20 protein-coding genes are annotated in these 21391 nt (G+C 40.0%); 15 read left to right on the plus strand and 5 right to left on the minus strand.

Translation table 11 applies throughout. The features are described 5' to 3' along the window. Positions 1–9 precede the first annotated feature (9 nt). Complete coding sequence (locus ACFEL9_RS15125; RefSeq protein WP_385891626.1) at positions 10–462, minus strand: hypothetical protein; 453 nt, start codon at positions 460–462, stop codon at positions 10–12. An 11-nt stretch (positions 463–473) separates the two neighbouring features. Here ACFEL9_RS15125 and ACFEL9_RS15130 point away from each other — a divergent pair, with 11 nt between their 5' ends. The 5 genes from ACFEL9_RS15130 to ACFEL9_RS15150 all read left to right on the plus strand — a co-directional run bounded on the left by ACFEL9_RS15130 (position 474) and on the right by ACFEL9_RS15150 (position 6445). Next, positions 474–1136, plus strand: coding sequence for an iron-sulfur binding domain-containing protein (locus ACFEL9_RS15130; RefSeq protein WP_385891628.1), 663 nt, complete (start codon positions 474–476; stop codon positions 1134–1136). 64 nt (positions 1137–1200) lie between these two features. Then, entirely contained in the window at positions 1201–2433 is a 1233-nt protein-coding gene (locus tag ACFEL9_RS15135) for a DNA cytosine methyltransferase (protein WP_385891631.1), read from the plus strand. Further along, positions 2433–5093 carry an ATP-binding protein gene (locus ACFEL9_RS15140; protein WP_385891632.1) on the plus strand — a complete coding sequence of 887 codons (2661 nt, stop codon included), beginning with the start codon at positions 2433–2435 and terminating at the stop codon, positions 5091–5093. Before ACFEL9_RS15135 ends, ACFEL9_RS15140 begins: the two co-directional genes overlap by 1 nt. Next, positions 5094–5783, plus strand: coding sequence for a hypothetical protein (locus ACFEL9_RS15145; protein ID WP_385891633.1), 690 nt, complete (start codon positions 5094–5096; stop codon positions 5781–5783). A 2-nt stretch (positions 5784–5785) separates the two neighbouring features. Continuing rightward, positions 5786–6445 (plus strand): hypothetical protein, encoded by a 660-nt coding sequence (locus ACFEL9_RS15150; protein ID WP_385891635.1) that lies wholly within the window; start codon positions 5786–5788, stop codon positions 6443–6445. A gap of 361 nt (positions 6446–6806) precedes the next feature. On the opposite strand, the gene ACFEL9_RS15155 is transcribed toward ACFEL9_RS15150, so the two are convergent. Then, entirely contained in the window at positions 6807–7028 is a 222-nt protein-coding gene (locus ACFEL9_RS15155) for a helix-turn-helix domain-containing protein (RefSeq protein ID WP_385891638.1), read from the minus strand. Between the two features lie 146 nt (positions 7029–7174). Between ACFEL9_RS15155 and ACFEL9_RS15160 the strand changes: the two genes are divergently transcribed. From ACFEL9_RS15160 to ACFEL9_RS15195, 8 genes are all read left to right on the plus strand, one after another. After that, positions 7175–7477: a hypothetical protein gene (locus ACFEL9_RS15160; protein ID WP_385891641.1), complete on the plus strand. Its 303-nt coding sequence runs from the start codon at positions 7175–7177 to the stop codon at positions 7475–7477. A 3-nt stretch (positions 7478–7480) separates the two neighbouring features. Continuing rightward, positions 7481–8107 carry a hypothetical protein gene (locus ACFEL9_RS15165; protein ID WP_385891644.1) on the plus strand — a complete coding sequence of 209 codons (627 nt, stop codon included), beginning with the start codon at positions 7481–7483 and terminating at the stop codon, positions 8105–8107. Positions 8108–8122: 15 nt separating this feature from the next. Then, positions 8123–8602 carry a hypothetical protein gene (locus ACFEL9_RS15170; protein WP_385891646.1) on the plus strand — a complete coding sequence of 160 codons (480 nt, stop codon included), beginning with the start codon at positions 8123–8125 and terminating at the stop codon, positions 8600–8602. Positions 8603–9197: 595 nt separating this feature from the next. Then, positions 9198–9740, plus strand: coding sequence for a Crp/Fnr family transcriptional regulator (locus tag ACFEL9_RS15175; RefSeq protein ID WP_385891648.1), 543 nt, complete (start codon positions 9198–9200; stop codon positions 9738–9740). 79 nt (positions 9741–9819) lie between these two features. Continuing rightward, a complete protein-coding gene (locus ACFEL9_RS15180) occupies positions 9820–10995 on the plus strand; it encodes an epoxide hydrolase family protein (RefSeq protein ID WP_385891650.1) in 1176 nt (391 codons plus the stop codon). Positions 10996–11447: 452 nt separating this feature from the next. Beyond that, the gene (locus tag ACFEL9_RS15185) at positions 11448–12785 is read left to right on the plus strand and encodes a cytochrome P450 (protein WP_385891653.1); all 1338 of its coding nucleotides are present in this window, start codon (positions 11448–11450) and stop codon (positions 12783–12785) included. 173 nt (positions 12786–12958) lie between these two features. Continuing rightward, the gene (locus tag ACFEL9_RS15190) at positions 12959–14128 is read left to right on the plus strand and encodes a hypothetical protein (RefSeq protein ID WP_385891655.1); all 1170 of its coding nucleotides are present in this window, start codon (positions 12959–12961) and stop codon (positions 14126–14128) included. A 210-nt stretch (positions 14129–14338) separates the two neighbouring features. Beyond that, a complete protein-coding gene (locus ACFEL9_RS15195) occupies positions 14339–14719 on the plus strand; it encodes a hypothetical protein (protein ID WP_385891658.1) in 381 nt (126 codons plus the stop codon). 324 nt (positions 14720–15043) lie between these two features. Here ACFEL9_RS15195 and ACFEL9_RS15200 read toward each other — a convergent pair whose 3' ends face one another. Beyond that, the gene (locus ACFEL9_RS15200; protein WP_385891661.1) at positions 15044–15811 is read right to left on the minus strand and encodes a rhomboid family intramembrane serine protease; all 768 of its coding nucleotides are present in this window, start codon (positions 15809–15811) and stop codon (positions 15044–15046) included. A gap of 331 nt (positions 15812–16142) precedes the next feature. Here ACFEL9_RS15200 and ACFEL9_RS15205 point away from each other — a divergent pair, with 331 nt between their 5' ends. After that, positions 16143–16340, plus strand: a complete 198-nt coding sequence (locus ACFEL9_RS15205; protein WP_385891664.1) for a hypothetical protein — start codon at positions 16143–16145, stop codon at positions 16338–16340. A gap of 338 nt (positions 16341–16678) precedes the next feature. Here the strand turns inward: ACFEL9_RS15205 and ACFEL9_RS15210 are convergent, their stop codons facing one another. Beyond that, positions 16679–18574 (minus strand): gamma-glutamyltransferase family protein, encoded by a 1896-nt coding sequence (locus ACFEL9_RS15210; protein WP_385891666.1) that lies wholly within the window; start codon positions 18572–18574, stop codon positions 16679–16681. A 193-nt stretch (positions 18575–18767) separates the two neighbouring features. Between ACFEL9_RS15210 and ACFEL9_RS15215 the strand changes: the two genes are divergently transcribed. After that, complete coding sequence (locus ACFEL9_RS15215; protein WP_385891669.1) at positions 18768–19877, plus strand: Fic family protein; 1110 nt, start codon at positions 18768–18770, stop codon at positions 19875–19877. Here the strand turns inward: ACFEL9_RS15215 and ACFEL9_RS15220 are convergent. Further along, positions 19874–21271 carry a urate hydroxylase PuuD gene (locus ACFEL9_RS15220; RefSeq protein WP_385891671.1) on the minus strand — a complete coding sequence of 466 codons (1398 nt, stop codon included), beginning with the start codon at positions 21269–21271 and terminating at the stop codon, positions 19874–19876. The genes ACFEL9_RS15215 and ACFEL9_RS15220 overlap by 4 nt on opposite strands. Positions 21272–21391: the final 120 nt, after the last annotated feature.

A 21391-nucleotide genomic window follows, 5' to 3' on the forward strand; every position in this document is an offset into this window, starting at 1 on the left:
ACTAAACTCTTATTCCTCCTCTGCAACAAAATATTCAAAATATACATCAATTAAATCTTGACAAGCAATATCCCTGTTATCTTTTGAAGTCTCAATAAAATCACTTGCTTCGCATTGAAAATCGATTGGTTCAATGATCTCGATATTTCCATATCCACTTGAAATGTAAAGTAACAAAACGGCAAGCTCATCAACTTTGTTAGTTTTAAATCGAAAAGAAAACTCACCCCTGTCAGCCAGAGGAGCACTTGAATATTCAAAATTTGAAGACAATTCCTTTATTCTCTGTCCCACAAATGCTGCGGAACCATACTCCCACGCCAGGTCATTACTTTCGGAAAAAAATAATACGGTTTCCTTTGGCAATACTAACTTATACTCATCCTCGTTTTGGGTTAAAAGAAACTCCTTAAATTCGTCCTTATCGTATCCTTCAAATTGTTCGATATTAATTTCTACCATAAAAAATTTTTGTGTCTAAAAATAATAAAGTAAAATTTTTTCAAGAAAAGATATTGACATGGTACGCTCTAAATGGTAGAAAATTTCCATGGCGTAGAAAAGGTTTGACTCACTATCAATATGTGATAGCGGAAACCTTATTACAAAGAACCAAAGCCGAAACCATTGCTAATTTTTATGTGAGTTTTCTTAAAGATTTTCCAAACTGGAAGTCTCTAGCAGATGCTAATATTCAAAAATTAGAAGAATATTTAAAACCGGTAGGGCTTTATCGCCAGCGATCAAAACGACTAATGGGTTTGGCACTTGAAATGGTGAAGCGAAATAACAAGCTACCTGAACAAAGAGAAGAATTGGAAACTATTCCTTTTATGGGTCAGTATATTGCGAATGCTGTGGAGTTAATGATTTTTAACCAACCGAGTCCTTTAGTTGATGTGAATATGGCTAGAGTATTAGAAAGATTTTTTGGCCCTCGAAAGCTTTCTGATATACGGCATGATCCATATTTGCAGTCTCTTTCCCGTAAAATTGTCAACCACGTTGACACCAAGAAAATGAACTGGGCCATTTTAGATTTTGCCGCCCTTATTTGCAAAGCAAGGAAACCCCAATGTATTGTTTGTCCTCTTAGCAAGCATTGCCTTTATTTTTCAACGCTCCGAACTCAATAACTTACCCTGGCAATTTTGGGGACTATTTGAAAACTTCCTATATTTCAATAACTTGCCCCCAATAATGTTGTCAAAACCAGTTTACATAGACCTATTCGCTGGCTGTGGAGGGCTTTCTTTAGGCCTGCATAACGCAGGTTGGAAGGGCTTATTTGCAATTGAGAAAAGCGAAGATGCATTCAAAACCTTGAAGCATAACTTGATTGACAAAAAAAGACACTTTGAATGGCCAATTTGGCTTACCGATATAAATGATGAGCCAGTTCCTATTGATATAAATGTAGTCGTAAAAAGATTTAAATCTGAATTAATCGATTTGCAAGGAAAAGTTGATCTAGTTGCAGGAGGACCACCTTGCCAGGGCTTTTCAACAGCGGGACGGAGGAAAGAAAATGATCAAAGAAATAATTTGATTAAATCTTACATTAAGTTTATTAAGCTTGTACAGCCCAAATTAATTTTTTTTGAGAATGTTAAAGGATTTACTCTCGAATTCAAGAAAAACAAGGAAAAGGGAAGGAAATATTCAAACTACGTCGAAAATGCGCTCGATCGTGCGAATTATCATGTAAAAGGAGAACTCGTCAATTTTGCAGAATATGGTATTCCGCAAAAAAGAACAAGGTTTATATTGGTGGGAATTCGTAAAGATACTTTCAACTCTTCTAAAGAAACTGCAAAAAGGTTTTTCAGCGCACTAAAAGAAAACAGTGTTTCATTTTTAAGATCGAAAAATTTATCAGTCGATACAACTTTAGGCGATGCTATTTCAGATCTACTTGAAAAAAATGGCACGGAAACTTCGCCTGATACAAGTAGATTCCAAGCAGGGATTTATGCAAAGCCTTTCAGTTCATATCAACAGTATATGCGTGAAGGGACAAATAGCAAGATTGCCGATAGTCACAGGTTTCCCAGGCATTCGCAAACAATAATTGAAAAATTTGAGTTTATCTTAAAACACAATAGCAGGAAAAATAAGGATATTGATGCCACAATTCGTAAGCGGTTTGAAATAAATAAACATACCATAATACCCTTAGATAAAAACGAAAAATCTCCAACTATTACAAGTCTACCCGATGATTACATTCATTATTGTGAACCTCGAATTTTAACGGTCAGGGAATATGCAAGATTACAATCATTCCCGGATTGGTATGAATTTAAAGGAAAATATACGACTGGCGGAAAATTAAGAGTTAGGGAAGTTCCAAGATATACACAAATTGGAAATGCCATACCTCCATTATTTGGTGAACAAAGTGGGTTGATTTTATTGCAACTCGTAAGTTAATGAAAACAAAAGAGAAGCTTCTTAATTTTAAAACAAACGTTCTTCTTAAAAGCATAATTGGTAAAGATCTTATCAATGACGATAATATTGCCATACTTGAGCTTGTAAAAAACTCATACGACGCAGGTTCTCCAACTGTAGATGTGCAATTTAAAAACCTAAAAAATAACGACGATCAAACAAATATTGAATACGGCCAAAGATCATCTAAAATACTAATCCGAGATTTTGGGAAGGGGATGAATGGTGAAGACATTGAGAATAAATGGTTGAATATTGCCTATTCAGAAAAAAAGAATAGAAAAGAAGATAATAACAGGGTCTTGGCTGGTAACAAAGGGGTTGGTCGATTTTCATGTGATCGGCTTGGCCAATATTTAGATCTATATACTAGAACAACGAACGATAAAAAATACTTTCATCTTAAAATAAATTGGAACGATTTCGAAACTGAAACAAGGGATGACTTGAGCGAACAGCAAAAGGAAAAATTAGAAATACAAAAAATTAAAGTTCTCCTTAATGAAATACCGGAATCAGAATTTGAAACACTTGCTAAACACAAGCCATTTAAACAAGGGGTTATCCTAGAGATCTCAAAGCTTCGAAGTCAATGGGCATATAAGGAAGTCAAGAAGAAGAAAGAATATTGGAATGTAGATAAATTATTAAAACTCAGGAATTATCTGGAAAAATTAATTAATCCGAATCAAAGCTTTCAAAACACTTCATTTACGATAAACTTGGATGCAGCCGAATTTTCAAAAGATAACAGGGCTGTGTCCGGATTCGTTAAGAATAAAATCTTTGATAAACTTGAGTTCACTGCAACAAACATTGAATCATTTATTGACGGCACCGGCGAAAAGATTTTTACATCAATAAATGATAAGGGAAGAGTAATTTTTATGTTAGAAGAAAGGAATTCGCAGTTCAAACTATTAAAAAACATTCGAATTATCCTCTATTATCTAAATACTTATTCGAAGATTTACTTTGCTAAACAAACAGGTATTCGCTCAGTTGATTTCGGTTCTGTTTTTTTATTTATTAACGGATTTATGATTCCTCCTTATGGTGAGGTAGAAAATGACTGGTTAGGATTAGAAATTAGACGAGGGCAAGGTCACAGTAGGTTTTTATCTACCCGGGAATTGGTAGGGCGCATCGAGATTAAAGATTCTAATAACAATTTCAAAATAATTTCTAGCCGGGAAGGTGTTGTTAACGATGAATATTTTCAAGAGTTGACACAAAGTACTGACATTAAGAAAAACAAAAAAGACGGCTACTTTTATTATACATTTAAGCGTCTAGAAAAGTATGTTGTCCAAGGATTAAATTGGGACAAGGTCACTGGAGAAGAAGATCTAGAAGAAAATGAAACTCTCTCAAAAAAAAGAGCTAAAGTAATTAAAGACTTTGAGTCTAAAGTTGATTCCTTGCCATTGGTTGAAGCTCAGAAATTCGAAACTTATTATGAAACAGAATCACAAAAAAAGCAGAGAATATTTTCAATAATTCAAAACATTATTGATGTCAAGCGAGAAAATATAATTGACTTATACATTAATGAGGATTTGATTTTGGAACTCGCTAAAGAGGAAGAAGATAAAGCTAGAGAAAATATTCGAAAGCTTTTGGATGACATTGGAAACCTTCAATCTGCTGACATCTCTCAGCAACTTAAAAGAATAGAAGAAAACAAGGCATCATTAGAAAATATAATTGGTACCCTTGACAATATATCGCAAAATACCACTAATGAAAAGACTCTCTATGCAATAAACACAACAAAAAAGCTATATACTGACTTTAATCAAAGTTATATTTCATTTAAGCAGACTGCTGAAAAATTAAGTATTGAAAAGCAGCTAGCTGAAGAAAGAGCTATAAAAGAGGAGGAGGAAAGAAAGCGACTTGAAGCGGAATTAGAAATAGAGAGGCAAAAAAATGTATACTTACTCGCAACTCGCCGTACTTTAAGTGATGATGCGGATGGCTTAATTCACACTATTAAAATAAATAGTATTGATATTCGAGACGGTATTGATAACTTGATTTCGGGAATTACTTCTTCAATGTATGATGAAAAAGAGGTACTTAAGAAGCTGGGAAATATTCGACTTAATGCGGAAAAGTCATTGAAGATGTCAGAAATTGCTACGCGGTCTAACTTTAAAGAAGATATTGAAAAGCGAAGCGTTGATATAGTTCAGTACTTCATTCAATATTTAAGCGTTTATAGCGATACTTATAGTCCTAGAATCTCTTTTGAATTTGTCGAAAATGAAGCCAAATTAATTAAGATTGTTAGTATTCTTAATTTGTCAATAATTATTGATAATGTGATTTCGAATTCACTAAAATGGGGAGCTAATAAAGCGAAAATATCATTCAAAAATATTGATTCAAATACCCTAAGTATAATTATCTCTGACAACGGCATTGGATTATCAGAAAGATTTTTAGACAATCCCGAGAGAATTTTTGAACTCGGGGTCAATGACATCCCCCCTAGTAAAGTGAGTGGCTCTGGTATAGGTCTCTATTATACAAGAGAGCTTCTAAAAGATATGTATGGTAGAATTAAATTCATTGGAAATGGAGAAGATTTAGCCGGAGCAGCGTTTGAGATAATTTTAAAAAAACCAATATAAATGAGCTTAAAAACTTGCCTATTTATCGCTGATGAGGATGTGACTGAGATCACTGATAAAGTAATTGGCTCTTTAAAAAAACAAGGAATTACTTTCAATTTTAAACACATAGATTTAAGAAATGAGAAGTACTATTCGCAAGAGCAATCAAACGAATCAAAGCACAAATTAGACTTTGAAAAAATTAAAGGAGAGATTAATGAAAAGTATATTAACCATCGCTTTGATCTAGTTGCGTGCGACTTTAACTATGCAAAGGACCCATTAGATGGATTCAAAGTCATTAAATGGTTAAAAAATGAATCAGAAAGTAGAAAAAGAAGAATTCGGAGAGCGAGATTTGTCCTTTACTCATCAGAGCAGGAAAAGTTTATTCAGATGACAAACACGGTTGAAGAGTTAACGAGATTAATTCGGTTAAAAATTGAAGATTTTCTTGATAGGAGAAACTTGGCTGATGCTATCATTAGGACTTTGGCAAATGAAGAGAAAGATGTAAGTGAATTAATAATTTCTGAGCTAGAGAAATTTTCTTCATTAGAGTTTAGAAGTGTATATCCCCCCTTTAAGGGAAAGAAACTTGGAGAAATTGCGGGTGAGATAGAAATTCAGAGTCATCACGGAGTTAATTTTCAAAAAAATATCATTGAGTATACAATTGCTCATCTAGTGGAGCTAAATAAAGAATGAGCATGTTACATATTATTTATCCACAAGACGAAACCACTCAATTCTTGGTTAGAATACCAGAAATTATAAGATCTAGGTTTGGTCCAGAAAGTATTCAACTTACTAAAATTTATCCCGATGAAAAATCCCACTCATCTTCTATAGATTTTATAGAAAATCTACCTGACGAATCTATAGTTTTGTTCATGGGCCATGGTGAAGACGACTGTTTATTTGGTGCTGAGGGCCCTCATTTCCCCAGAAAGAAACTAATCGATCGAGCCAACATCAAAATCTTTGGAAATAAATATTTATTTTGTCTTTCATGTTATTCTAGTCTTTTTTTAAAGGCGACGTTTAGATTTTCAAATATTATTCATTCAGTTGGATTTGGAAGTCTTCCAACGGAAATGTCAGAAGTGGAAAATGATAAAAGGATGATTAGCCAAGGCGTTAATATAGCTGTGATAAAATCCTATAAAAACACTTTAGTTGAACTAACAGCAGCTGCATTCTGCGATATGTTAGACTATAGGTTTCCGTTTTATGAAATTTCTAATTATTTTTTGCTGCGCTTGAATAAAAAGATAAGTGAGGTGATTTTAAACGATAAAAGCGACAAGGAGGCTAGAATTTTGGCTGACCTTCTTTTTAAAATGAAATCTGAAATGGTTATCATTTAATTGTAAGCCGTTTCCTTTTATTAGCTACAATCTACTCCATCCCCTTATATAGCTCAATCCTTTCACATCTTCCTTAAATCACCCCATATAACTATGGCAAGTAATTGGTTTGGATAGGTGCCACCATTATTAATAAATGTCGGGCTATTCCGAACACTTTTACACTATGGCCTACATGTTTACTGACGTCTTCAGGTTAATGGCCTTTTGTCCAAAGGATGCAATTGCAGTTCCAAAAAGTAATAAGAAAGAAATAAATAAATAAATATTAAACCTTATCCTATAGAGTAATCATCCAAATGCCATTTATTTTAAACCCAATTAGAAACTAATTTTTACCACCATAAATTTTCGCTGAAATTTACTTCGACTTCACCAACAACTCCCGCACATCAACATCAAGTTCCCTTGCTATAGCAAACAAGGTTTCGACGGTAGGCTGCATTTGATTTGTACACCATTTTGAAACCGTATTTGGATTCATACCTAATTGATCGGCTAACCAATTATTGGTCTTTCCTTTTTCCGCAATAACTGCTTTAATTCTATTAAAAATCTTTTTTTCAACGACTTTCTTAGCCATAATCCAATTCTTAGTCCTGAAAAATAAAGACTTATTAGAATTACGTTCGGTTGGAAATTCTCCTAATAAGGGAGAAAATAATCCTATAAACTTGTATTAATATGCTTATATGACGTATATTTATAATTCCTAAGGAGATTTTCCACATGAGTGCATTACCTCCATTCCTCATCAAACTTGAGCAACAGCTTAAAGACGCAAAGACAAAACAAGCTGCCTGGGATATTATTAATGAGTATTTCAGCTTCTTCGATATGACTGGTATCAACAAAGAATTATGGATGCTCACAGTCGGCACCCTCACCAATGAGGAGATGGAAGTACAAAATGTCAAAGACCGGCACAACATTATTTTCTTTTACGAGTACACCAGGCTGTTTTATCAGGCAGTATTTCTCTTATACAATAAGTATAACAAAATTGCCTCCCCCATAAACCTCAAACCTTAAACTATGACTCCTCCTTACCAAACCATCCACGCTTTCTTTGATTGCTACGATTTCGTCAATACCCGCTCATTGTTAAAACGGCTCATCAAAACCGCCGATTCAGGTAAGATTTGGCAAGGCACCCCGCCTTGTGATGTGCTCTATTTCTCGGAAAAGATCGATGAACTGATCGAAGCGGTATATACCATCATCAACACCTTCGATCACCGTCCCGAAGTAATACTCGATAAAGCCGTCAGCAGCAATTGCTGGTCGCTTACAGCTTACGATAGCTACTGTGGTTGTCATTTAGCTGATACACCCTGGGATTTTTTCCCGCGTCACCTCAGCAAAAAGGAATTTCTTGATCCTTACAAAGCACTGGAAAAATTTACCCGTTACCTCAACATAGATCGATGGAAAAAAGTCATTAAAGACTTACTGTATCATGCGCTGTCCGATATCCCGTTCGATGAATTCGACAATTCCCAAAGTACGCTGCTCATTTACATCCATCTCAATAAGCTCATCGAGTCCGCTCATCTCATTGAAGTACGCATTCAACCCGAACCACACAGGCCCCGCCGTAAATGGAAGGACCGTCAATCCGTATTAGACAAAACAACCGCTGAACAAAACAACGAAAAATAGCAGCTACTGCCAGCCATGGATACCAATCTCAACTATACAAAACACCAGTTACATTTCAACGAAGCCGAATGGCTCAAACTCATTTTCCTGATGGCAGACACCCAGGTATGGGTAGATGATATGGTCAAAGAAATACTAAGGCAGCTACCGCTGCCCGATAAAAAGAAACTCCTTCGCAAAAACTATTACCTCTGCATCACCTCCCTGGCCCATATCCTGGAAAGGCATTACTACAAAATCCCCCGCTATCCGCACACCGGCAAGTTTCATATTCCTGTAGCAGAAATATTGCACCACATCCGCGAAGCTCATTCATTACCGGTTACGCCTGTCAATGGTTCATCCAATTTCCAGCGGGTCATACGGACAGAACAACCCATCGGCTTTGACAAAAATGGTCAACCCGCTAGTCTCATTACCATTCTCACCGATGCCGGCGGTAAGATCATCACGGCCTTTCCCGGTACAATCACGAATGAACCTGCCAGCCTGTAAAGTTTTTTCAGACCCGCCCTCACGCACCCTACATGCCACTCCCCACTAGCCACCCCCACTTCCCCGTTACTCCCACTCAAAGCCCAGTCAAAGCCCACTCAAAGGCGTACTAAAAGCGTTCACAGTGTATGGATACTGTATGGATGGAGTATAGATGCTGTATGACCAGTGTATGAAAACTATATCAGATTAGTAGTTCTACGATACTCCCCCCGTTGTCCTGAGAATGTTGAATAAATAAAAAAGCTGCATGGTTTCCGAAGTGTCGGAACAAGTAGTGCGGAGACCCGATAGATTCTGTGTATCTCCGCAGCAGTCTTAAAGACGCTGTCAAAACCAGCAATTACAATCCTGCAAAAATATTTTCTGAAATACTCAGTCCGCTCTGAAGCCGACTTCGCAGTTTATATGCTGATGGATTCAAATCATACTTTATTGCAGGGTGGATTGTCTTAACGACAATCCAAATGTATAACATCAACTTAATTTTCAACGGTGCAATTTTTTATATATTACAGGTAATAAAAGCAATCAGCGTGTTACCCGCTATATTTTGACAAATCTACTTTTGTAAAAAAACCATCTTTAGAAATTAATGAGTAGCCAAACAACAGGCATACAGTTAGAATGGGAAAAATTCAGCCACTTATTCAAACGGGAAGAGGTTTCGGCAAAAACAATTTTACTGAAAGAAGGAGAAATCGCTAAAAAAATTTACTTCATTGAAAAAGGTTGCTTTCGGCTCTCTTTCAATAATGATGGTACAGATATTACCTTTCAATTTTTCTTTGAGGGTGAGGCTATTTCATCTGCCGAAAGTTTCCGGTATAATCAACCAAGCCTTTATTCAATTGAAAGCCTGGAATCATCTATCGTACATTCACTTACTAAAGCAGACTATTTTACAATCATTGAAAATTCGCCCTTAATTAAACAAGACATCGAAGAACAAACTATTCAACGACTTTTATACATCGAAAAACTCTTTCTGTCCAGGATAAAAAACAGCCCGGAAGAACGATATAAAGAGCTATTAGAGCAATACCCAAAAATCCTTCAAAGAGTACCGCAGCATTATATAGCCTCTTTTTTGGGTATTACTTCTGTTTCTTTAAGCAGAATTAGAAACAGGCGATAGCATTTCTTAACAATTGTTATCGTTTCAGAATTGTGTGACTACGAATTTTGTTTCAACAAACGATTAAAATTCTACAATCATGCAAAAGTTCACAATTCAAATTCAAGACAGAGATATTGAATACCTCCGTCAAAGACTTGCTAATGCCCGGTGGGTTAATTCAACAATTGATAATAACTGGGAGAAAGGGGTGCCGGTGGAGTATTTAAAAAAAGCAGCAGACTATTGGCTAAACAAATTTGATTGGAAAAAGCAAGAGGTCATCCTCAATCAATATCCGCAATTCATCACGGAAATTGACGGGCAAACTATCCATTATTTACATATTAAATCAACTAAACCAAATGCCACACCTCTGATGCTTATTCATGGCTGGCCGGGTTCATTTGCAGATTTTATCAAGCTGATCGAACCACTTACCAATCCACAAACTGAAGACCAAATTGCTTTTGATTTGGTTATTCCTTCTATTCCCGGTTTTGGTTTTTCAACGCCGGTAAAAGACAAAGGGTGGAATATGATCAGGATTGCAACTGCATTCGCAACATTGATGAAGGAACTGGGTTATGAGAAGTTTGCCGTTCATGGTGGCGATATGGGTGCCGGCATTGTTGGTATCATGTCAGGCGTTGCGGCATATAACTTAATTGGAACACATATCAATTCAGATTTTTTTGCAGTTGCAGGGCTTGGAATGTTTCCTTCAGATCATTCATTTTTTACAAATGAAGAAAACATGCGTTTAGAACGAATGAAACAATACAAAAAAGATGGAACAGCGTATTTAGAAATACAATCAACAAGACCACATACCATTGGCATTGCATTATCAGATAGCCCGATCGCACAATTGGCCTGGGTACTTGAAAAATATAAAGAGTGGTCAGACGAGGATAAACATTTACCGGAAGATGCGATTGATATAGACCAGATCCTGACGAATGTTTCACTATACTGGTTCAATCAATCAGGTGCATCAAGTGCAGAGATTCTTGCCGAAAATATGAGTATGGCTTTCAATTGGGGCAGCGATCATTCACAGGAAGCCAATCAATGGACTCCTCCAAAAGTTCAATCGGCAATAGCTTGTTTTGGAAAAAAAGAAGATGAATCTTTATTGAAAAAATTGACTTCATTCATGGGTGAACCAGACAGATGGACTTTTTATGATAAAGGTTGCCATTTTCCGGCAATGGAAGTTCCTGCCTTGCTGGTAAATGACATCAGAGAATTTTTTTCAGACAAGATTAAATAGATGAATAGAAAAAAAATCATACAGCTACCCCCGTTGTCCTGAGAATGTTGAATAAATAAAAAACGCTGAAATGGTTTCCGAAGTGTCGGAACAAGTAATACGGAGAGCCCCGATAGCTATCGGGTGTATCTCCGCAGCAGCCTCAAAGAGGCTGGCAAAACCAGCAATTGCAGTCTTGCAAAAAGACTTTCTGAAATACACAGTCCGCTCTGAAGCCTCCGACTTCGCAGTTTCTAAGCTGATGGTTTCCTACCACACTTTACTTGCAGGGGGATTGCCCTAATGACAAACCAAAATATATAACATCAACTGCTTAATTTTCCAATGGTGCAATTTTGTATATGTTGCATCTAACATCAATCGACGTGTTGTGCATCATGCCACGAATGCCCTGCGATTTGTAAAGTGACAAATTATTATACACAGTCTGGACACAATAATTAAATTTGAAAATGGGTATCAAAAAGAAAAAGTACAACCTGCCTGTTGGATATTCCTTATTTCAGACGATGCTACACTCAAACGAGTTTCTAAATAACCCGGTAAAATTTATTTCAAAAAGTATGGACGCCTTTTCAGGCACTTATTCAGCAGCATTGCGTACCAACAGGAAGATCATTCTAACACAAAATCCAAACTTCATTAATTACATTTTAAAAGAAAATCACAGAAACTATAAGAAATCTGAATTATCTACAGAACGGGCGGTTGAACTTTTTGGCAAGGGGCTTCTTTTTTCAAATGGAGATTACTGGCTAAGACAAAGACGGTTAATACAACCAGCATTTCACCGGGAGAAGCTGCAGGGCCTGTATGGTATAATTATCAGGTCCATTGATGATTTTCTCTTAAAATTTCCAACGGGTGAAAGCGTTGACATTTATCCACTGGTTCAGCAGCTTTCTTTTAATGTTTTAATACAATCACTGTTTGACATAAAGTTATCTTCCCGGATAATGGAAGAACTTAGCCAGATTTTTACAGAACTCCAGGACTTCCTGATCACAGATATAAACCAACCATTCCGAAGGTTTTTTTACCCATTTACAGGGACAAAAAATAGTCAACTTAAAAAGGCCAAAAGGTTAAGAGAAATTATCACAGGAATAATTAATGAACGAAAAGCAAGCGATGAAAGTTATACTGATTTGTTAGATATGCTTTTAAAAAGTAAATATGAAGATACAGGCGAAGCGATGACTAGTGAACAGATCGTAGATGAAGTCGTGATTCTTATTTTTGCAGGACATGAAACTACAGCAAACACCCTTTCGTGGCTGTTATACTTGCTTTCTGCCAATAAAGAAGTCCTTCAGAAACTGACGGCTTCATTTGACGAAAGCACTATCTATGAATGTTTGAATAATGAATATCTTAAAGCAACAATAGACGAAGCCATGCGTTTGTACCCTGCGGCATGGATGACAGAACGGGTTGCAATAGAAGACGATGCGTTTGAAGAATTCTCATTTCCTAAAAATACCATTATCATACCTTTCTTTTTTGGGTTGCACAGGGATAAAAGTCTTTGGGATGAAGAACTGAAATTTAAACCCGAACGATTTATTACTGATACCAAAGTTGCGAAATCAAAAAATTATTTTCCATTCGGGGCAGGACCGAGAATGTGTATCGGTAATAATTTTGCAGTGGTTGAAATGTCATTTTTTATTTTTTCGTTTTTAAAGAAGTTCCGGATTAGCTCAACAGGACAAATACCGGAAATGAAGCCTTTGCTTACTTTGAGACCAGGCAAAGTTCTTTTACATATTCAGCGTATTACCGCCTGACAGGATAAGAACGAACGAACAACATGGGTTTCCTATGTAAAGCAATTGGCCAATTGTATCTTATGTATTTAGTAAAGCCGGGCCCTGCTTCACGGATAGAAATTTTCCTTACGTTATAATTAACTTGCAGAAACAATCAACCAACTGCTTCTTCAAAAAATCATCTCCCGGTCATGTCTTTTCCTAATGCCGCAACAACAGCAGAAACAGATCGCATTGCATCACTGGCTGAACCGGTTTTGCGTAACCTCACAATCACCCAATGCTATTCAGAACTGTCCACAGCCTTTGCTCAACGTATGGGTCCCGTGTCCAACTGGTGCAGCTTTGCCACCTGGGCGTCCAAACAGGCCGGCCAAACCATCCGCGAACAAGATTTGAAACAGTCACTGGCAGCCCTGCTGCAAAAAGAGCCGGAGATCGAAGCCGCTCTTTCACTCGTGGCGGAACTGGCAAAACAAGCCGGGGCCAAACAACGGCTGGACCAGCTTCGTCAATCGGCCTTTGGAATCGTGTTATCCTCCGCAGCCAATACGGCCAGCGAGGCGGTGAGCCGCGGCAATAAAAAAGTATTTGAAGAAATAGCCCGGGAATTTGCCCGCTTCATGAGCGAATGTTTTAATGATACCAGCTACGATCCCGCACATATCGATCGCTTTTGCGAATCGCTACTGCCGGGACCAGCACCCGAAGGACAGGATTATTTGCGCCGGGCTTTCCGCTGTTATTATCTTGCCTTGTTTGAAACCGACCCGCAGCAAAAAACAGAACTCAACCTGCTGGCCAACCTGCAAATCGGTTTTCATGAACAAACCCGCCTGCAACCGGAAATTGCCGAAGCACTCAATGCCGGCTTTGATGCACAGGAACTAAAAACCCAATTGCTGGAAGAACTGCGGGCCGGCATCAGCTTCCGCTCCCGCTTCATGGGGTGGATGAAACAGTTGTTGCGGCAAACCGGTTTGCTCGACGAGGCCGTTGAATCATTGCTGCAACGTGTGCAATACCATCTTCGTCGTACTTTGACGCTGCACCTGATGACACTCACCATTCCACAGGACAGGCGGTTAAGATTGGGGCTTGACCTTTCGCTTTCTTACCCTGACATATTGAAACAGCTTTGCAATGCCGACCTGCTGGCATTGTTGCAACAAACCGATCCCACCCCGGGCAGCCTGCTGGAAAGCGGCGCCGAAGACTGGGCCAGCCTGCCGGAGCGGATGCATTTTATCGGTGAGCTGTTCCGCTGCTGTCATGTTTCACCCGAATTATTCGATGCTCCTTTCAGCCCGGAACAGGTAAAAGACTTGCAAAAAGGAAAGATCCCGGAAGGCAATTTGTAAACCTTCAAGCATTTATACAGCACAGTTTTTCCATGGCCATCGGATACATAGAAATCCTCTGTGTCCCCTGTGATAAACTCTGTGAACCTCTGTGGTTAATCCACGATTTGCCATACACCCTATGTGTTTTTACTATTGTGCCCTATCTTGCTATTGTGGTATCTTAAACCCCGAAAGGACCTGGCATTATAAAGTCACTTAAATCCATTTATGAAAAACCTTTTGCAAAAGTTTGTTCAATACCTCTACAACAATTTTCTCGGCAACTTTTTAGGCTTTGCCATCGGTATGGCTTCTACCCGGCTGGTATCGCATTATTTTGCCACCCGCAGCATCAAAAATTTATGGGGACTCACCTCGCATAAAACCATGCTGGATAAAAAAACCTATAGCAACCTGGAATGGATCGTGTCGCTGGTGATCGGTTTTATTGTTTTTGAAATCATTTCCAAATGGGTGAAAACGAAAATGGATGCGCAATGGCCGAAAGTCAAAGCGTCGGTTTTACAGTGGCTTGCCAAAAAGAGATTATATCCGGCGTTAAGGTCCTCTCTTCCACCGGAAAGTGAATCACAAGGTAAACAGGTATAAGGGCAGTAAAAGGTTTTGTTGGCAAATGCAGAACGCTGATAACGCTGATTATGATGATTTACTAACGTGAGTTTTGGATTTTTTTCACAGATAATCAGTTTGCTAAATTGTTCCGTAGGAACAAATCATGGGTAACGGCTCATAGATAAAATGCACCAAGCGTTCCGAAGGAACGCCTCGTGCCTTTCTCTTGATACTTTTACCCCACGAATCATCCGCCGCGGCGGATGAGGGGAAGACCCAAAACTCACGTTTACTAAGGTAAATTCAGCGACAATCATCACTATCGTAACATATCTGCGTTCTAAAATACGTTCTAAAATCTCACCAGGAAGATCTTGTTTTGGTGGGAGCAGGTGCCGGTTTGCCGACAAAAAACTTAACCAGCAAAAGACCCGCAATAAAACCACCAATATGCGCTGCATAAGCCACACCGCCGGCAGCTTCTTCACCACCCAGCATGCCCATGCCATTGATCACCTGGAACACAAACCAAAGACCTACTACTATAAAAGCGGGTAGTGACAGGATGCTGAACAAAAACCATACATGCACCCGGCGGCGGGGAAACATCAATATATAGCCACCCATTACTCCCGAGATAGCACCGGAAGCGCCAAGACTTGGAACAAGAGTACTCTGATTAAGCCAGGCAGAGCTCAGCACATGCGCCAGGCCAGCCAGCACGCCACAGATAAGATAAAAGAATAAATATTTTTTGTGCCCCATCACATTTTCCAGGTTGTCGCCAAAAATCCACAGGAAAAGCATGTTGCCGGCAATATGGGCAATGCCACCATGCATAAACATGGAAGTAAGCAGCGTTAAATAAACCGGGATGGGTGTAGGCTGCAGGCCCGGCATGCTGATAGGTTTACCGGTGATCGGGTCCTCGATAATTTTGGCGCCGGTCACAATATCCTCACCCCCCAGGATTTCTGCCGGCACGGTTGAATAAGCAAAGGTGAAGCCGATATTGCTACCCAGCCCCTGCCAGTACACAAACACAAATACGTTGAGTGCAATTAACAGCCAGGTGATATAAGGCGTTCTGTGCCGGTCCCTGTTGTCATCGCCGATAGGAAAAAGCATGGTGGGAATTTTTTTAGTGATACAAGGCTGTTGGGTTGTTAACGCATTCTCTTTTGCAGAGTACCATCCACACGGCTTATTATCTTCTATTATTATGCCAGACCGATGACCAGGTTTACTGCAATGGCAGAAGCTGTATTGTCCTGACTTAAATTACTTAATAACTATGATGAAGTAATCGGCTATTAATTATATTTTTCAGTCCGGGTTTTTTTAGTTACCTCCTACAAAATCGCCTGCTAAGCTATCCTGGGTGAGACAAGTTTGTCCACAATTCCCCTCTTCATAACACTGGTAAGCCTTTAAAATTTTTAACTTAAAATCTATTGGTATGAACAATGTTGAACAGCAAATTAGCCAAATACGTCATGAAATAATACTGGAGAAACTTTACATCAGGAGTGCTATTAGCAAAGGAAAAATTTTCGATGAAGTCAAGAAAATGACTCAACGGGTGAAGGAACTGGAAGAAAAGATAAGCCTGCTGTTGCAAACACGAGGCATTACATCAATGGCAATGTTACAATAAAAAACGGGGCCTTACAGCCCCGTTGGATCATCAACCTTTAAACCTTAATCAAGAATATGAAAACCGGGTTTGCACCGGGATATCGTTTTGATTGCAGGGCAAAGATGAGTCGGTTGGTGAGTCTAAAAAATAGAGTTCGCTGTATTGTTTGTGTAGTTGAAAATCTACTCAGCAATAATTAACCCCTATATTATTAAGTGAATAAACGCCGGTGCTTGTTTAGTTTTTGCTCCGGTGTACCAGGAATACAAGTCCTGTGAGTTAGACTCTAAATGGAATTAAGTTTAATACCTGCAATCGGGAACATCATTTTCAGGCTATATTCAGAAAGTAACAGCTTACCAGCCTATTCCGTAATCTTCACCATGATTGCTGGAGCCACCCCAAAGCGTTCCGTGTTTCCAGTCGAAGTAAATGGCATTAATCGGGCCGCTGGTGCGGTTGCCAAAGCTGAAGGTATAGCCCATTTTCTTTAATTCTTCCCGCACTTTTTCAGGAGTGCTGTTATTGAGTAGTATACTGCCGGGTTGAGGTTTCCGGTCTTCTGTTTTAGTACCGCCCAGTGATAGCCAAAGCTGGTTGCTGTTGATATTGGCCGCTTCAACGGCTTGCTGTACCGTCATCCCAAACTCCACCATGTTCAGGAAAAATTGCAACAGGTTTTGGTCCTGCGTGTCACCGCCCTGCACGGCAAAGGATAAAAAGGGCTTGCCATCTTTCAGCGCCATCCCCGGAGTTAATGTTACCCTTGGCCGCTTGCCTGGCCCCACTACGTTGAAGGGATTTAATTCAGCATCCAGTACAAAACTTTGCATCCGTTGACTTAGACCTACACCGGTATTGCCGGCAATGCAGGCAGGCAGCCAGCCGCCGCTGGGTGTGATAGATACGACCCAGCCATCTTTATCTGCCGCTTCTACACTGGTGGTACCCCGCCAGAGACGCTCCATATATTCTTCAGTAATGTTTATAGCAGCATGATCAGTTGTATCATGGGCCGGCATAAAATTTTTGCGCTGGGTTGGCGGTGTCATATCAAAGCCTCTTTTCTTTAAGAGCTCGAGGTAGGGGTTGGTCTTTCCTTCAAACGGATAAGGATCGCCGGGTCCGGCGACAGCGTCATTTTTTTCCGGGTTGATAAGGACTGCCCGCTGTTTTGCATAATCTTTATTTAATAACCCTTGTATTGGCTCTACTGGTGGAAAATAGGGATCGCCATAATAAAAATCCCGGTCGGCAAAAGCCAGGTTCATCGCCTGGTAAACGGTATGGATATATTGAGTGCTGTTGTATCCCATTTTTTTGAGATCAAAATTTTCCAGGATGTTTAATGCCTGTAACATCGAAGGGCCCTGTGTCCATTGCTGCAGTTTGTAAACATCAATGCCACGATAATTTACTTTCATGGGCTCTTCTTCAATAGGCTTCCACCTGGCCAGGTCTTCCATAGTAAACAGCCCGCCCTGTTCCCGGCAACCTCTTACCAGTTCTTTGGCAATATCTCCTTTATAAAAACGGTCATAGGCCGCCATGATAGCCTGCCTGCGGCTTTTCTTTTGTTTCAGTGCCTGTTGCTCGGCTTCTACCATTTTAGTGAGTGTCTGCAACAGCTCTTTTTGTACAAAAATCTCCCCTGCTTCCGGCGCTTCTCTTTTTTCACCCAAATGCGTCAGCAATACTTTTTTGCTATAAGGCCATTCTTTGATCCTTTCTTTTCCTCTTTCAATACTGTTCGCAGTCTGCGCATCAATAGGGTAGCCGGCTGCCAGTTGCATGGCGGGTACCAGCACCTGTTGCAGGCTCATGGTGCCATATTCGGCCAGCATATGACAAAGCCCGCCGGGTGTGCCGGGAGTAACTGCGGCCAACGGACCGTATTCGGGTGGAAAATTGTAACCCTTGCCTTTGAAAAATTCAGCCGTAGCTCCCGAAGGCGCAAAACCCAGTGCATTGATCGCTATGACTTTTTTTGTTTTAGGATTGTAGATCAGGGCCTGTGTTTCACCGCCCCAGCTCAGCACATCCCACATGGTACAGGTAGCGGCCAGCATGGCACAGGCCGCATCAACGGCATTCCCTCCTTGTTGAAAAATCATCGCCCCGGCCTGTGCTGCCAAAGGTTTGCCGGTTATGGCCATCCAGTTTTTGCCATGTAAGGGTGGCTTTTGGGTGGATTGGGTCTTAGCAATAATAAAAAATCCAAAAAGAAAAATAAGGAGTGAGGCGTATTTCATGAGAGGAGTTTGTTGATTAAAGTTAGCAAACAACAGGACGGATAAAATAAGGAGATGCAAATAGTTAGGATACAAAATTTGTAAAGCACAAATCCTTGTGCGTCGAATGATTGGCTTATTTGACGCACATTTTGCGTAGATTATAAATAAATGCGTAAAATATTGCCTATATTCGACGCATATTTTGCGTAGAATGACGGTTTATATTTATCATTTAGCCAACTGGCCCTTTTTTACCTGGGACGGCACCAAACTAAATCCATTGTTGACACAGGTGAGGCATCAACAGGGGAAACTATTGGGTCAAATGGAGCGATTGGGATTTGGACTGCAGGAGGAAGCAAACTTACAAACCCTAACGCTGGATGTTTTAAAATCCAGTGAAATTGAAGGGGAACTTCTAGATGCCAACCAGGTTCGTTCTTCTATCGCCAAAAAGCTGGGAATAGATATAGCAGGACTGGTTCCGGTAGACAGGCATATAGACGGAGTGGTAGAAATGATACTGGATGCCACCCAACATTTTAAAGATCCACTCACACAAGAGCGCCTCTTTGGATGGCATGCTGCTCTTTTTCCAACCGGCAGAAGCGGTATGCATAAAATAATAACTGGTGCCTGGAGAGATAATCCACCTCATGATCCTATGCAGGTAGTTTCAGGACCCCTGGGAAGAGAGAAAGTACATTTTGAAGCACCAGCCGCTGAATTGTTAGCGGATGAAATGCAAAAATTCCTTAAATGGTTTAACGCAAACGAAGAAGTTGATGCAGTTATAAAGGCTGCTATTGCACATTTATGGTTTGTGACTATTCATCCCTTTGATGATGGTAATGGACGCATGGCAAGAGCTATCGCCGATATGTTGCTGGCCCGTGCGGACAGAACTCCACAGCGATTTTATAGCATGAGTGCACAAATACGGAAAGAAAGAAATGCATACTATGACATCCTGGAGCAAACGCAAAAGGGTGACCTTGATATAACAGCCTGGCTCGAATGGTTTCTGCAATGCCTCAGCCGCGCATTGAATGCCTCGGACGACATACTTTCAACGGTATTAAAAAAAGCCGCTTTCTGGAAGCAACATTCAACAACCATTTTTAATACCAGGCAGGTTTTAATGCTCAATAAAATATTGGATGGTTTTGAAGGCAAACTGACAACTTCCAAATGGGCCAAAATAACAAAGGCATCACATGATACCGCCCTGCGGGATATACAGGATTTGATAGAGAAAAATGTTTTAATAAAAGAGGGTGCCAGTGGGAGAAGTACTAGTTATGTATTAAGCCCCCTTTAGGGGGTTTGGGGGTTAGCTCCTCCTTCAATCCAGCACCGGATCATTTCCCGCTCCTCTGGGGTCATATTGGTTTTATTGTTTTGAGGCATTGATTTGGTAAATACCACCCGCTGCAGTATCAATTCTTTTTTGGCAACTATTTCCTGCGGGGTATCATATTTAACTCCATTAGGTGCTACTTTGTAAACATCATCGGTTGGCATAGAGGAATGACAACTGACACAACGCTGTTGAATGATGGCATTGGCGGTGGCAAAACTGATCTCGCTGCATTTCGTCGTGGAAGCTTTTGGCGCCGTGGCAAAGACAACGGCCAGCAATATCAATACAGAGCCCGGCATTACCCATACACTTAATTGGCCCTGCTCCCGCAGATTGAGCCAATGCTTGATGCCGGCACTACCAATAGAGATAGCGGCCAGCACGATCCATTGATAAGTGTGGCTGAACGTCCCGGGAAAATGATTGCTGACCATCACAAATAACACCGGCAGCGTAAAATAATTGTTGTGGATAGAACGGAACAAGGCATTCTTTCCCTTTTGCGCATCGGGCAATTGACCTTGTTTAGCAGCGTTGACCATGGCTTTTTGTGCCGGGATGATCACAAAAAAAACATTCGCCACCATGATGCTGCCGATCATGGCACCAAAATGAATAAAAGCCGCACGGCCACTAAAAACCTGGCTATAGAACCAGGCAAAGGCTATTAATATGAGAGTACCAATAATGGCAAACAAAATTGGCTTTTTGCGAAGGGGCGATTTACAAAGCAAATCATACATACACCAGGCTGCGATAAATGAACCTATGCCGATAGCAATGCCTTCTAGCGTGGTTAACTTCATTACCGCCGGATCGATCAGCATAGCTGATGCATTGAAATAGTAAACAATGAAAAGCAGTCCAATACCGGAGAGCCAGGTGAAGTAGGCTTCATACTTGAACCAGTGCAAATGTTTGGGAATAGTCTTGGGTGCTACCTTGTATTTTTCCAAATAATAAAACCCGCCGCCGTGTACGGCCCAGAGATTACCGGCCAGCTCGTCCCGGATGTTTTCGGTTCGGTTCAATGCATTTTCTAAAAACACAAAATAAAACGAGGCGCCGATCCAGGCGATGCCGAAAGTGATATGCATTACCCGCACCACAATGTTCAGCCATTCCATCAAATGAGCTTCCCAGGGTGTTCCTTTGACAACAAAATAAATACTGGTAATGATGGCGACGATGGTCAGTACAATGGCGGCATAGATCCATGCCTGCACCCGGCTGGTTTTTTCCTGCTCATTTTCCAGTGCTTCATTTTTTTTTAATACGACACGGATATGATAAGTAGTGATGATGAGCATCACCAGGATAAGGGAGAATAATATGAGGAGGATTACAGGCATTTTTTTTGCCACAGATGGACACTGATTTACACAGATGGATATCTCATAACAATGTTATCTATGTTTATTTGCGTTCATCCGGGCCAAATTATTTTATGGTCATATAAGCTTCGTGAAACT

It is taken from the genome of Terrimonas alba, assembly GCF_042434975.1.
Taxonomy (GTDB): Bacteria; Bacteroidota; Bacteroidia; order Chitinophagales; family Chitinophagaceae; genus Terrimonas_B; species Terrimonas_B alba.